A 13,154-nucleotide genomic window follows, 5' to 3' on the forward strand; every position below is an offset into this window, starting at 1 on the left:
GATGTCGTTCGTAAGCCGCTCGGGCGGGCAGGCCCCGGCCGCCGCCGTGGTGGACCCGGGCCTGGCGGAGTCCGTGCAGAAGACGGTGCACCGGCCGGCACGCCGGTGGCGGGGAGCAGCGAGGCGGTCGGACCCCTGGGCCAGGGGTCGGCCGCCAGCGTGTCGGCATGGTGCGACCGGCACCAGCCGTGTCCACGGTCCCGCAGAATGCAACCCGAGGCGAGTGACTCCGACGGCCGCGATGCGGAGCCAAGCACCTGCTTGATCGACGCCCAGAGCGTCAAGACCGCACCCGTCGCGCCCACCGAAACTCGGGGCGTCGACGCCGGCAAGAGGGTCGTCGGCCGCAAGCGCAGCATTGTCGTCGACACGCTCGGCCTGCTCCTGCTCGTCATGGTCACCGCCGCCGGCGTCTCGGACAACGACGCCGGCAAGCTGCTCCTGACCCGGCTCGCCGAGTCGCGTCCCACGATCACCAAGGCCTGGGTCGACACCGGCTACAAGACCCAGGCGATCGAGCATGGAGCGAAGCTCGGCATCGATGTCGCCGTCACCCCACGAAACGCCCAGGTCAAGGGCTTCTCGATCGCGCCCCGAAGGTGGGTGGTCGAGCGAACCTTCGGTTGGATCATGATGCACCGCCGACTGGCCCGCGACTACGAGACCGAACCCGAGCACTCCGAGAGCATGATCCGCCTCGCGATGATCTCGAACCTCGCGAAGCGAGAAACGGGCGAAACCATCACAAACTGGCACTATCCATGAACTGTCCCGCATTCGAGCAGGACGGCCTCTCAGGCCTGGGTGGCGATCCGCGCGAAGCGCTCGGGGTCGCGCAGTCCTACGCAGTCGTTCGCCCAGAATGCCTCGGAGTAGACGAATGTGCCGGTCATCCAGGGCTCGTACGACGACAGCTTCGCGACCTGGAACCCCGGATCCGGAATGCGCAGCGAGGGTGATCGGAACCCACACGAACTGGCCCGCCGGAAACCACGCGCCCCGTAGTACGTCGGCGAGCCCTCCAAGAAGACCAGCGGCACTCCGCGGTCGTCAGCCGCTTTCAGGGCCGCCTTGATCAGCTGGGTGCCGACGCCGTGGCCCTGGTGGTCCGGGTGGACGCCCAGGGGTGACAGGCTGACGACATCGACCAGCTGGCGCTGGGCATCCAGGCGGCAGGCGCTGAGCATGACGTGCCCGACAACCTGATCGTGCCGTGTCGCGACGAGCGAAATCGGTTCGATTGCTCCCGGCGCGTCACGAAGTGCGTCCACCAGAGCGGGGACGCGTTCCGGATGGCCGAAGGCGACTGCATGTACGCGGCGCACTTCCGGGTGATCCTGGACCTGCTCAAGCCTGATCTCGTATGCGAAGCTCATGATTGGCAGGGTAGGCAGCCATGCGCGTGCAGGCGTACGGATTTGCGAACACCGGGACGAACGGTGGCGCTCCCACCGCACCAACCGGGAACCATAGTTCGACCATCAGGGGAACTGCCCGGTTCGGCCACGGCTTCTGATCAGCCAAGGAGGACGTCGTGACCGTCGAGTCGCATGAGGACTGCGGTCGGCTGCATGCGTGGAGGGCGTCCGGGTGCTCGTGGTCTGGGGCGACCACCGCAGCCACCTGACCGTCATCGCCACAGTTGCAGCCTCATCTGCATCCGTCGCCTGCGGACCTCACGATGAGACGAGCGGTCAGTTGAGGATGATCGGATTGGTGAGTGCGGCGACGTGCCCGTTGGGATGGCGGACCTCGATGCGGACGAACGCCGACTGCTCCGCTGTCGTGTCCCACTGCACCGCTCCCGCCCCGTCATCGGGGAGAGGGGCCCGGTGGACCTTTCCTCGATCGGTGCGGAAGCTGATGGTCCCCGCCGGTACACCTCGTACCGCCGCGTGGACTTCCACCTGCCCACCACGAGTCGCGAGCCGCTCTCCCACTCCGGCAACGTGGCCGGCGGCATGGGCGGTGAACGACACATCCACATCCGCCGACTCGGCGATCCAGCTGCGGCCGGCGCGGATCCCGGCAAGGACCGCCTCCGTACTCAGTTCCTCGGCGAAGACCACGGTGTGAGGGATCCCGATCTGCCCTTCCAAGTGGGTGTCGCTGTTGCCCATCGCCGGCCGCCAGGAGCCCGTGCGAAGGTCCGCCGCGAGGCTCCGCCCCCATTCGGCCAGGGCCGCCTCGTTGTCGGCGTTCCAGGGCCGGTCCGAGGTCCACAGTCCGTTCCACACCTCCACCACGTCGAAGCCGAGAAAGGGGAACATGAAGTCACCCGACGGGTAGGGCGCATGCGGGTGCGCGGCCACGCACAGGCCCCCTGCTCGGTGCACCTGGTCCAGGCACTTGTCCACCAGTCCGTCCCTGACCTGGTGGTTCCAGCCGACGACCTCGCCGGGATCGAGGCCGAGCGCGAGCCAGTGCCCCGTCTTCGTGGTCACCTCTTCACCGAGAAGGATCAAGAAGTCATCGGCGGCCAGATGCCCCCAGACACCCGGGGCCGCGGCTGAGTTGTGCTCCGTCGTCGCGATGAAGTCGAGCCTGGCCGCCCGCGCCCGGACGGCCAACTCCTCGGGGGTGAGTTCCCCATCGGAGTGGACGGAGTGGACATGGCAGTCCCCGCGGTACCAGGCCGCCCCGCGTCCGGCGGTGGCCGTGGTCGGAGGTGTGGCCTCGTGGGCCCGACACCGACCTGGCGGCGAATCGTCAGCTCTCGGAGACCCGGACCGGATGGGGCGGTCCGGGCCTCCGAGGGAGGGTCAGGGGGAGGGAGGGTCAGGGGACGGGAGGGTCAGGGGACGGGCAGCGGTGCGGGTTCGGGGGCCGGAGCGGCGTTCTGACGGTGGGCCGGGCGCAGTGGCCACCAGAGGGCGCGGCCGAGGAGGGCGGCGAAGGCGGGCACCAGGACCAGGGACAGGACCAGGGCGGAGAGCAGGATGCCGAGGGTCATGGCGAAGGCGACCTGTTCGGTGCCGGGGGTGGTGGCGAGGGTGGCGAAGGAGCCGGCCAGGACGAGGCCGGCGGTGGCGACGGCCGGGGTGCTGTGCCGTACGGCGCGGGCGACGGCGGCTCGGGCGGTGCCGGGATGCCGCATCTCTTCGCGGATCCGGTCGGTGACCAGGATGTTGTAGTCGGTGCCGAGGGCGACGACGAACAGGAACAGCACCAGCGGGAGGGTGAAGCTGACGCCCGGTCCGTCCAGGAGGTGCTGGAACAGCAGGGTGGCGGCGCCGAGGGTGGCGGCGAAGCCGAGGCCGACCGAGAGCATCAGGACGACGGGTGCGAGCAGGCTGCGCAGGAGCAGCAGCAGGATCAGGCCGATGAGGGCGGCGGCGAGCGGGAAGACGACGGCGAGGTCGCGGTCGACGGCGGTGGAGATGTCGGCGAAGATCGCCGCCGTGCCGCCGACGTGGGCGCTGGTGCCGGCGGGCGTGTGGGCGGCGACGGCGGCGCGGACCGGGCCTGCGGCGAGGTCGCGGGCCCGGGGGCTCTGTGGGTCGGCGGTCGGGTAGAGGTCGATCCGGGCGGCGTGGTGGTTGTCGGTGAGGACGGTCGGGCCGACCCGGCCGATGCCGTCGACCTGGCCGAGGGCCCGGGCGAGGCCGTCGAGCCGCACGGTGGTGAGCGGGGTGCCGTCGTCGGTGGTGACGTAGACGGTGGTGGGGTCGGAGACGCCGGCCGGGAGGGCGCGGGAGATCTCGGCGGCGGTGGCCGCGGCGGGCGTCCGGGTGGCGCCGCCCGTCCCGTAGTCCATCCGGATGCCGGTCGTTCCGGCGGCGAGTGCCGCGAGTGCGGCGACGGAGGCGAACAGCAGCGGCAGCGGGTGGCGGGCGACGAGCAGGCCGAGTCGGGCGGCGACGCCTTCGCGGGAGGGGCGGCGCAGGCTGCGGGAGGGCCAGAACATCTTCCGGCCGCAGGCGGCCAGCAGGGCGGGCATGAGGGTGAGGCTGCCCAGCAGCATGACGAGGACGGCAACGGCGATGGCCGGGCCGAGCGAGCGGAACTGGCCGAAGCTCGCCACGCCCAGGGTGGCGAACGCGGCCACGATGGTGAGGGCGGCGGAGGTGATGGCGGTGCCGACCCGTCCGGCGACTTCGGCGGCCGCCGCGCGGGCGTTCTGCTCGGGCCGGGCCCGCAGGTGCTCGCGGAAGCGGAAGAGCAGGAACAGCAGGTAGTCGATGCCGATGCCGAGCAGGACGACGGAGATCAGTCCGGGGGTGCTTGCGTCGAGCCGGAGGCCGGTGAGCATCGCCGCGCCGGCCACCGCGCCGCCGGCCGCGCCGCTGATCATGGCGACCGCGAGCAGCGGCAGGAAGGCGGCGAGGACGCTGCGGAAGACGAGCACGTTGAGCAGGACGACCAGGCCGACGACGAGGAAGCCGCCGACCAGGGTGGCGGTGCGGTGGGCGTCGGTGGTGTCGGCGGCATCGGCCAGGCCGCCGGTGAAGCCCGTCCGCATCCCGGCCTCGGCGAATCGGGTTTGGGCAGCATCCCGGAAGGTCCGGTAGACGTCCTGGACGCCCGCCTCGGCGGCGTTGCCGGTGAGTTCGACGCCGAGCAGTTCGAAGCTGCGGTCGGGCGCGACCATCGTCGGGGTGATCCGCGGGGTCTGGGAGTGGTCGGGGAGCAGGAAGGCCGGCTCGTCGTCCTTGCGCGGCATGACGACCCGGTGCCGGGCGAGCGTCGCCGCCTCGGCCTCGATCCGCTGCTGGTCGGCGGCCGAGAGCGGCCTGCCGTCGGCCCGGGCGACCAGCACCGTCACGGTGGTGGCGTCGGGCCGCACGCCGAACTCCTGCTCGGCGATCCGCAGCGCGGCTGCCGAGTCGTAGCTGTCGGGCAGGAAGTCTCCGGACTGGGCCTGGGTGACGCGGGAGAGCAGCACGGGACCCAGGACGCCAAGCCCGATGCCCACCACCGCCCAGAGGGCGATCACCTTCCACGCGTGTCTGGTGGAGAATCCGGTCAGTGCGCGGATCACGTTGTCCTCCGGCTGATGGACGCGAACGTCGGGCTGGTGACCGGGGGTTCCCGGCCGAACTCCAGACCATCACCCGGGCCGGAGCCGGGGCGTCCTGGCAGCGGATGATCCGCTCCGGGACCCCAGTCCCCCGGCTGGCCCGTGGACCGGGACCGTGGTCCTGGTCCACGGGCCTGAGGTCAGCCCCGGGGACCATGCCCGGCGGTGCCGGTGGATGCCAGAATCAGGCATCAGGGCTGATCAGCCGGGCCGGCCCGCACCGGAGCCGGGCACGGTGCGGCCGCCGGGCAAGAGGAGGAACAGACATGGGCGGGCGTCAGCGCCCCGACACCGGCGTGAAGGAACATCCCGACGCCACAGCGGACGGACGGGCGGCCACCGCAGCGGACGGGCAGGACGCCGCGTGCTCCGGCGCTGCCGCGGCCCCCGGCACCGCCGCGTCCTTCGCCACCGCCGCAGACCCCGGGATCGGCGGGACGAGGACGGCGCCGGACGGCGACACCTCGCCCTGGACCCACACCGACGCCCTGGTGGCCGTCGGCGCCTGCACCCTCGACCTGCTCACCTACCTGCTCTTCACCACGGTCGAGCGCCACGCGGTCCCCGGCCTGGTCGGCTTCCTCGTCGTCGTGCTGACGGCGCTGCCGCTGCTCGTCCGCCGGCGGTACCCGGTGGCGGTGCTGGCCGCCGTCGTCCTGCTGGAGGCCGCGGCCGACCTGTCGGCGCCGCCGACCGAACACTTCGGCGCCGTCATGGCGGTCGCGCTGTTCACGGTCGCGCGGGCCTGCTCCGGGCCGGTGACGGCGGCCGCCTCCGCGACAACGGCGCTGGTGACCCTGCTCGCCCAGAGCCATCTGCGGCTGCTGAGCTGGCCTGCGGCCGTCACCACCCCGCTCACCGTCCTGCTGGTGGCCGGCACAGGACTCGCGGTGGCCCGCTGGCAGCGGGAGGTGGCGGCCAACCGCCGACTGCTGGCGGATCGCGCGGTGGCCGATGAACGACGCCGCATTGCCCGGGAGTTGCACGACATCGTGGCCCACCACATCACCACCATGCAGCTGATGGCCGGCGGCGCCCGCGCCAACGCCGGCAACCCGGACGTGGTGAGGGACGCCCTGGTCACCCTGGAGTCCTCCGGGCGGATGGCGTTGCGCGAGATGCGCCAACTCCTGGACGTCCTGCGGGCCGGTGACGAACCGGACACCGTCCCGCCCTCGCCCCAGCCCGGCGCCGAAGACCTCGACCGGCTGGTCGCCGAGGCGTGCCGGGGCGGTCTGCCGACCGAGCTGAGCGTCCAGGGGCCGCCGCGTCCGCTGCCGCCGACCGTCGGCCTGACCGTCTTCCGGATCGTCCAGGAGGCTCTCACCAACGCCCGCAAGCACGCCGGGCCGGCCCGCGCGGCCGTCCGCCTCACGTACCGCACCGACCGGGTCACCGTCGAGGTGCGCGACGACGGCGGCGTGCCCGGCCGGGACCGGGCCGCCGTGCCGGCCCCCGCACGGTCCGGTTACGGGCTGATCGGCATGCGCGAGCGGGTCGCCCTGCACGGCGGCACCCTGGAGGCCGGACCGCAGCCCGGCGGCGGCTTCGCCGTGCAGGCCGACCTGCCGCTCGGCCCGGACGAGGTCGCGGAGGCGGCCGTCCAGCGCGGGGAGGCGCACCGGTGAACGGCCCGACGCCGCGGATCAGGGTCCTCATCGCCGATGACCAGCCGCTGGTCCGGCGCGGCCTGTCGTTGATCCTCACCCCCGACCCGTCCCTCGAAATCGTCGGCGAGGCCGACAACGGCCGGCAGGCCGTCGACCTCGCCCAGCAGCTGCGGCCCGACGTCGTCGTGATGGACATCCGGATGCCCGTCCTGGACGGTGTCGCGGCAACCCGGCAGCTCTCCGACACGCTGCCCGACTGCCGAGTGCTCGCCCTCAGCACCTTCGACATGGACGAGTACGTGGTCGCCGCGCTGCGCGCCGGGGCGTACGGCTTCCTGCCCAAGGACGTCTCCCCGGAGGACCTCGGCGCCGCGATCCGCACCGTCCACGCCGGCGAGGCCGCGGTGGCCCCGCGCCTGCTCACGCGGCTGATCTCCGCCTACGTCCGGACGCCTGCCGGCGCGTCCCCGGCCGTCGGACTGCCGCTGCCGGTCACCGGCTCGCCATCGGCGGGCACCGGCGAACTGACGCCCCGCGAAGTGGAGGTGTGGCGCCTGATGGCCACCGGCCTCGACAACGCGGAGATCGCGCTCACCCTCGGGATCAGCAACTCCACGGTGAAGAACTACATCACGAGCATCTTCGGCAAGCTCGACGTCCGCGACCGCGCCCAGGCGGTCATCGCCGCCTACGAGAGCGGCCTGGTCACCGCCCGTCCGGTGAACGGCGGCCGGGCCGGCACGAGCGCCGACCGGGCGTAAGCTCTGCGCTGATCACTGCCGTTACGAGAGGAAACCATGGGCCAGAAGATCATCCGGTTCTCGGACCTGACCGGCAAACACGTCGAGGACGACGGCGAGCTGGTACGCATCGTCGTGCGCCAGCACCCGGACCTGGAGGACGGCCCAGTCGAGATCGAGGCGCTGGCCGAGGAACTGACCACGCTGGAGGAGCTGGCGCTCGACCTGGTGACCCTCGAACTCCACCACCCGGACTCCGACGAGCCGGAGACCGTCGTCCTGGAGGCCGAGGCGTTCAACCGCCTCGCCGGGGCCGCGCCCATGGCCGACGTGTTGCGCGGCGCCAAGCGGGTGGCGCGGACCGTCCCGAGCCAGGGCGCGGCGCCCGCCAGGGAGCGCGTCAACTACGCCAGCCTCGACCACGCCGGCCGGCCGCACAAGGGCCGCACCACCGACGCCGAGAAGCTCCTCGTCCAGCAGCACTTGGACGCTGTCAACGAGCGGCTCGCCGCCGAGGGCATCCGGACCATCGACCTCGGCAACGCCGAACACGTCGCCCGCTACGGCCTGGAGGAACTCGCCCGCGAGCGCGGCGTCACCCTCGACTGAGCGGACCCGCCACCGAACGCCCCGGGGCCGGCCACGACCGCGCCGACGGCTGCGAAGAAGGCGACGCCGGCCACGCGGGCCACCCACCGCACCAGCGCGTGAACAGCGACGTCCGGGCGGGCCGGCCCGGTAGGTCATACCGGGCCGGACGTTGCACGGGCCGTCGCTTCCACAGCGCACCGGGCGCAGGGCGGACCCGGCCCTTGGAGATTGCCCGCTGCACGCCGAGCGCGTCGAGGTGGCTGATCTGCTGCTGGCCGAGCCGTCCGAGCCGCCATCGCTTCCGGGCCCGGATCACGGCGTCCGAGAGAGGATCTTCGCGGCCAGCAGGTCTCCAATGCCGTGGAGCCCGGTGAGTGCGGTGCCAGACTCGGCGACCGCCGCGGTGATCTGCTCGGTGACAGCCGCAATTCGACGGTCCAGCCCACCGCACCTCGGCCACGAGGTCGACCGCCAATCCGCGGAGGGCGCGAGCGAGCGAATCGTCATCGAGGTGGACGGTGTGCAGCACTACTCCAGGCCTTCGACGTCTGTGCCTCCCGGGACGCCGTTCGAGGAGATCAGGACCGAAGACCGGACTCCGGACCCGGCGGCGTACTCGGAGATGGTCGCCGAGGACCGCCGTCTGCGATCGGCCGCCTACGAATTCTTCCGGTTCGGTGGCCACGAACCGATCTGCACCCGCGGCCACACCGTGGGGCCACACCGACGGACACGGGGCGGCTGCGGCTGCTTGGGGCGCCGGTGTGCAGCGCGGGGTGCTGGCCGGCTCAGTGGAGGTCGGCGGCGGGGATGGTGACGGACGGGCTGCTGCCGGGGTCGATCCGCAGGTCGACCTGGGCGGGTGCGGCGGCGAGGAGTTCGGCGGTGGTGAGGGTGCGCCAGCTGTGCCAGTCGTTCGGGGTGGGGGTGTGGCCGGTGTCGATGTCGAGGACCGGGCTGCCGTCGGGGCGCGGGGTGCCGTCGGGGTGGGCGGGGACGATCCAGGTGTGGGTGCGGGCGGCGGCGATCAGGTCGTGTTCGCTGCCGTGGCCGGTGGCGGCGGCTTGGAGGGCGGCGGTGACGGGGTTGTCGGGGGCGGGCAGGCCCAGCGCCCGGGCGGTGGGTCGGTAGTGCGGGTTGTGGGTGAACGGTCCCGGCCGTGGCCGCCTGGCCGGCGCTGCGGCTGGGCAACCGTCGAACAGGATCTGACCGGCCGTTCCCCGGGCCGGACTCGGTACCCGCAGGGGTGGCGGTTGTCAGTCGAGGGTCAGCCCGAGCACTCCCTCCGGCAGGGCGAGGCAGACGACACCCACCGGGGTGACGGTGACGGACCGGGCCGGCAGGCCGAGCCGGAGGTCGGCGGTGGCCGGGGCAACGCCCCAGCGGCGCAGCCGGACCAGGCCGTCCGCCCAGGCGGAGGCGATGAGGATTCCCTGCGGGGTGTTGGAGACCGCGACGGCGGTGACAGGGTGGTCCCGCGCGTCGATCGGGTCCGACATGGGTGGGCGTCCGTACATCCAGGTCCGGACCGTGCCGTCGGCGCCGCCGGTCACGAGGAGGATGCCGCCGTCGGCTTCGTCCAGGTCGACGGCGGTGACGGCTCCGTGGTGGAGGGGGTGGTCGGGTGCGTGCCAGGCGATGCGGTCGGAGACGTGGGTCCAGGCCGCGGTGCCGTCGCCGCCGGCCGTGGCCAGTGCAGGTCCGCCCGGTCCGTCGAGGTACGCCAGGGCTGTGAGGCCGTGGGAGGGGTGCCCGGGACTGGTGTGTGCGGGTGCCGCGGCGGCCACCAGGCTGGGCAGGCCGGGGTTGCCCGCGGGTACCGCCGTGATCGTTCCTGCGGGGTCGAGGACGAACACGCCGGCGTCGTCGCCGACCGCGAGGCCGGTGATGTGGCGGGCGGGCAGGCGGACCGGGCCCGCGGTGGCGGCGGTGCGGCCGGTTTCGGGTTCGACGAACCGTACGGCGTGGTCGACGGCCACGGCCAGCAGGCTGCGCAGGGGTCCGTGGCCGGGTGCGGCGGCGTGTACCCGTACGTCGCCGCGGCCGTAGGACCAGTGGGCGCGCCAGGTTCGCGCCGACAGTGTCCGGCAGGTGTCGGCGGTCTGCTGGTCGTGGCCGGCCAGCCAGGCGTGCAGGGCGGCGGCCCGCTCGGACGGGTCGTCGGTGGCGAGTACGACGGGGCCGGCCAGGTGCCAGGCCTCGGCGAGTGTGCGCGGGACGGTGCCGGTGGTGTGGGCGTGCTCGAGGGCCGTGGTCACGGCGAGCGGGTCGGCGTGGACCAGGAAGTGCGGGTCCGTGAGGAAGCGGTCGGCGAGGCCCGCGTGCACGGCGTGTCGCAGGATCAGTCCGCGCAGGCCGACCGCATCGGCCCGGTCCGGTGTACCCGTGGCGGCCGGGAGGCTCGCGGCGAGGGCGGCCACCGCTGCCGCGTGGTCGACGGGCGCTGTGCCGGTGTCCGCATCGGCGCGCTCACCGGTCACCGGTGCGGGCTGCGGAGGCTGCCCGGCCGGGGCGGTCCGGTCGGCGCCGCGGCCGGTCAGGGAAGACCATTCCGCCTCGGTGAGCGGCCAGCCGGCGGCAGCCAGTGCGCGGATTGCCGGGCGGAGCGCGTTCGGCACCGTGTGCAGTCGGCTCTCGGCCGGCTCCCGGGTGCGCACGGTCGCCGGGGCGGCCGGGTCGAGGCCGGCGGCGGCCCGCAGGGTGCGGCCCGGGTGGAGGTCCGCGGTGTTGGCCGTGCCTTGGCGGGCGTGCCATGCGGCGAAGGCGTCCCGGTCCGTCCAGCGGGGGTCGTCCAGGTCGAGGACCGCTGTGGTGGGCGCCGCCTCGGTCAGAACGGCCGCCGCCGCCGTGCCGGAGGTGCTCTCCACGAGCAGCCGCAGCCAGGGCACCTGGAGCAACGGGACGAGCAGCTCGGCGGCGATCCGTTCGGGCATGCCGGGCAGCAGCCCGCCGCCGGCCCGGTCGAGGTCGGTGACGGCCAGGGTGCGGGGGACGCCGTCCTGCAGAGCCTCCAGCAGATCGGTCGGGGTCCTGGCCGGCAGGCCGAGCCGATGGGCGAGCAGCCAGGTGGCGCTGTCGACCGTCAGCCCTTCGACGGGGAGGAGTGCGTGGACGCGCCGGCCGGTGCGCGGGTTGTTCGGCGGGCACGAGGCCGCCAGCCAGGACAGCAGGTGGGTGCGGCCGCTGCCGGGGGATCCGGCGACCCGGCAGTGGCGGGGTGCGCGCTCATCCTCGAGCCAGTCGAGCAGGGCCCGGCCGGCCGGCCGGCGGCCCGCTCCCAGGGGGAGGACAGGCCCGGCAGGGACGGGTTCTGCCGGTGTCGGCGCGGGGGTCGTGCCGTACCGGGGGTTGTGCCAGAACCGCAGCGGGGTGCCGGTGGCGTCGACCTGCCATGCGCCCTCGACCGTGTGCGGCAGGACGCGGCTGTCCGTGGCGTGGCCCTCGGCGGTCCTGTAGAGCCAGCCGCCCCGGGCGGCAGCTTCCTTGCGCTGCTCGTCGGTGATCGGCGGATCGGGCCGGTGGCCCGGCGGCGCGGGCGGGGGCTGCGGTGGCGACCAGTCGGCGGCGGCCAGGTCCTTCAACTCGGTGAGGCCTGCGGCCGTGGCGCGGGATTCGGGCAGCAGGTGCCCGTACAGGCGGTCGCCGGGGTCGGCGAGGAGTTCCTCGGCGGCCTGCGCCGGGGAGAGGCCGCGGGACTTGGCGGCGCGCAGCTTGCGGTGCCAGAAGAAGGACGCGTTCTGCTCGTGGCTGGCGAGCCGCCGCTCGAAGCCGGCCGCGTCGTCGGCGTCGCAGATCCACAGGTAGCCGGTCAGCTCGCCGAAGTCGTCAACCACTGCGAAGTGGTCGACGGGCCGGTCGGTGCTGTTGGCGTAGCGCGGAGGGCCCTGGTCGACCGGCTTGAACTCCAGGTCGGTGCTGAGACGGTCGCTGGTCCAGTCGCTGGTGTTCACCGGTCGTTCCTCGTTGTCGTCACAGGACTTCGCCATAGATGTGGATCTTGCCGTCCGCAGTCCGGATCACTCGGTCGGCCCGCCACCGCTGTCCTCGGCCAAGGAGCAGTTCTCTCTCGGCGGAGCCCATCTGTCCGGCTTCCTCCACCCAGGCTCCGGGGGTTCCGGACGGCACCCGCAGGTGCAGAATCGCTTCCTTGGCGCGGAATGCGGCGGGGGGATCCGTGCCGGGCGAGGTGGACATGTAGCCCTGCTCGGTGAAGGTCCGGCCCTCCATCTCCTCCGGGGACATGCGGAAGTGGCCGAGGTCGGTGCCCCGGCTGACCACGACGTCCTCGGGGACGGGGTGGGCGGCCAGCGCCCTGTCGAGTTCGCGCACCTTGGCCGCGCATTCCGGGGTCGCCGGGTGCTGGCCGCGGAGTGCGCCGTTGATCTCCTGGTCACTGCCGTAGGTGTAGGCCTGGAGTGCCTCGCGCTGCGACTCGGGGAGCTTGGCGATGTCGTCGTTCCACGTCCTGCCGAACTCGACGATGTCGTAGTCGTCGCGGAATGTCCGGGCATTCTGGGAGATCTCGGACTGAGCGGCCCGCATGTCCTCCAGGTCCCGCATCTCCCGGAGCGCCGCGTGCGGGTCCAGTCGGATCGCCTGGTCTGCTCCCGGGCCGGCCGCTGCGGGTGGCGGCCCCTGCTCGTGGTCGGCCGTCCCGGGCCCGCCGTCCGCGGCATCGGCGTGGCCGCTGCCGCCTTCCGCATCGGGGCCGGGCGTGTCCGAGTGGGCGGCCGATTCGGCCGGGTGCTCCTCGCCGGGGGCTGCGGGGTCGCCGTCCGGGGTGTGCGGCGACGGTGCCTCCTCGGGCGCGTGCACGACTGCGGGCTCGGTGGCCGGGGCTTGGCCGTGTGGTGTCTCCCCCACCGTCGGCGGCTCGTGGACACCGGTACCGGGCTCGTGCACGCCGGTACCGGGGCGGGCTTCCGCCGGCTGCAGGGTCCAGCCTTCCGGAAGACCGCCCGGGCCCGTCGACGGGGTGGTGTGGGGTACGGCTGCTGACGACGCGGCGCTGCGGCCCGCCTGCTCGCCGCTCTCGACAGCGGTGTTCTTCGCGGCCTGGGCCGCGGCCTGCTCGGCGGCGCTCTCCCCGGTGTGCACCGCGGCGTTCTGCGCCGCGCTCTTGGCTGCGGCCTTCTCCGCGGCGGCGATCGCGGCGCGTTCGGCGACGACCCCGGCCTCGCTGCCGCCGCCGGT

8 protein-coding genes and 1 pseudogene are annotated in these 13,154 nt (G+C 73.4%); 4 read left to right on the forward strand and 5 right to left on the reverse strand.

What is annotated here, in order from left to right:
- Positions 1–225 precede the first annotated feature (225 nt).
- Positions 226–765: pseudogene (locus AB0O09_RS37820) on the forward strand (transposase); the annotation flags it as partial.
- A gap of 29 nt (positions 766–794) precedes the next feature.
- Here the strand turns inward: AB0O09_RS37820 and AB0O09_RS37825 are convergent.
- The 3 genes from AB0O09_RS37825 to AB0O09_RS37835 all read right to left on the reverse strand — a co-directional run bounded on the left by AB0O09_RS37825 (position 795) and on the right by AB0O09_RS37835 (position 4,981).
- On the reverse strand, positions 795–1,376 hold the full coding sequence (locus AB0O09_RS37825) for an N-acetyltransferase (protein ID WP_363550130.1): 582 nt from the start codon (positions 1,374–1,376) through the stop codon (positions 795–797).
- A 318-nt stretch (positions 1,377–1,694) separates the two neighbouring features.
- Complete coding sequence (locus AB0O09_RS37830; protein WP_363550150.1) at positions 1,695–2,735, reverse strand: CehA/McbA family metallohydrolase; 1,041 nt, start codon at positions 2,733–2,735, stop codon at positions 1,695–1,697.
- Positions 2,736–2,794: 59 nt separating this feature from the next.
- Complete coding sequence (locus AB0O09_RS37835; RefSeq protein WP_363550133.1) at positions 2,795–4,981, reverse strand: MMPL family transporter; 2,187 nt, start codon at positions 4,979–4,981, stop codon at positions 2,795–2,797.
- 305 nt (positions 4,982–5,286) lie between these two features.
- Here AB0O09_RS37835 and AB0O09_RS37840 point away from each other — a divergent pair, with 305 nt between their 5' ends.
- From AB0O09_RS37840 to AB0O09_RS37850, 3 genes are read left to right on the forward strand one after another with little or no spacing between them, the layout of a single operon-like run.
- A complete protein-coding gene (locus AB0O09_RS37840) occupies positions 5,287–6,648 on the forward strand; it encodes a sensor histidine kinase (RefSeq protein ID WP_363550136.1) in 1,362 nt (453 codons plus the stop codon).
- Positions 6,645–7,391 carry a response regulator transcription factor gene (locus AB0O09_RS37845; RefSeq protein ID WP_363550139.1) on the forward strand — a complete coding sequence of 249 codons (747 nt, stop codon included), beginning with the start codon at positions 6,645–6,647 and terminating at the stop codon, positions 7,389–7,391. The genes AB0O09_RS37840 and AB0O09_RS37845 overlap by 4 nt, the downstream gene beginning before the upstream one ends.
- Before the next feature lie 36 nt (positions 7,392–7,427).
- Entirely contained in the window at positions 7,428–7,979 is a 552-nt protein-coding gene (locus AB0O09_RS37850) for a hypothetical protein (protein WP_363550142.1), read from the forward strand.
- Between the two features lie 1,238 nt (positions 7,980–9,217).
- Here AB0O09_RS37850 and AB0O09_RS37855 read toward each other — a convergent pair.
- Together AB0O09_RS37855 and AB0O09_RS37860 are read right to left on the reverse strand one after the other, a co-directional pair.
- Positions 9,218–11,947, reverse strand: a complete 2,730-nt coding sequence (locus AB0O09_RS37855; protein ID WP_363550145.1) for a hypothetical protein — start codon at positions 11,945–11,947, stop codon at positions 9,218–9,220.
- Positions 11,931–13,154, reverse strand: a 1,224-nt coding sequence (locus AB0O09_RS37860; RefSeq protein ID WP_363550147.1) for an ADP-ribosyltransferase, incomplete at its 5' end; no start/stop codon positions are given. The genes AB0O09_RS37855 and AB0O09_RS37860, both read right to left, overlap by 17 nt.

Origin of the sequence: Kitasatospora sp. NPDC093679 (genome assembly GCF_040683455.1) — a bacterium.
Lineage (GTDB): Bacteria > Actinomycetota > Actinomycetes > Streptomycetales > Streptomycetaceae > Kitasatospora > Kitasatospora arboriphila.

Bases quoted from the DNA above. Each gene is read 5' to 3' on its own strand.
- AB0O09_RS37855 (WP_363550145.1), bottom strand. From the start codon at position 11,947: ATGGCGAAGTCCTGTGACGACAACGAGGAACGACCGGTGAACACCAGC.
- AB0O09_RS37850 (WP_363550142.1), top strand. From the start codon at position 7,428: ATGGGCCAGAAGATCATCCGGTTCTCGGACCTGACCGGCAAACACGTC.
- AB0O09_RS37840 (WP_363550136.1), top strand. From the start codon at position 5,287: ATGGGCGGGCGTCAGCGCCCCGACACCGGCGTGAAGGAACATCCCGAC.
- AB0O09_RS37825 (WP_363550130.1), bottom strand. From the start codon at position 1,376: ATGAGCTTCGCATACGAGATCAGGCTTGAGCAGGTCCAGGATCACCCG.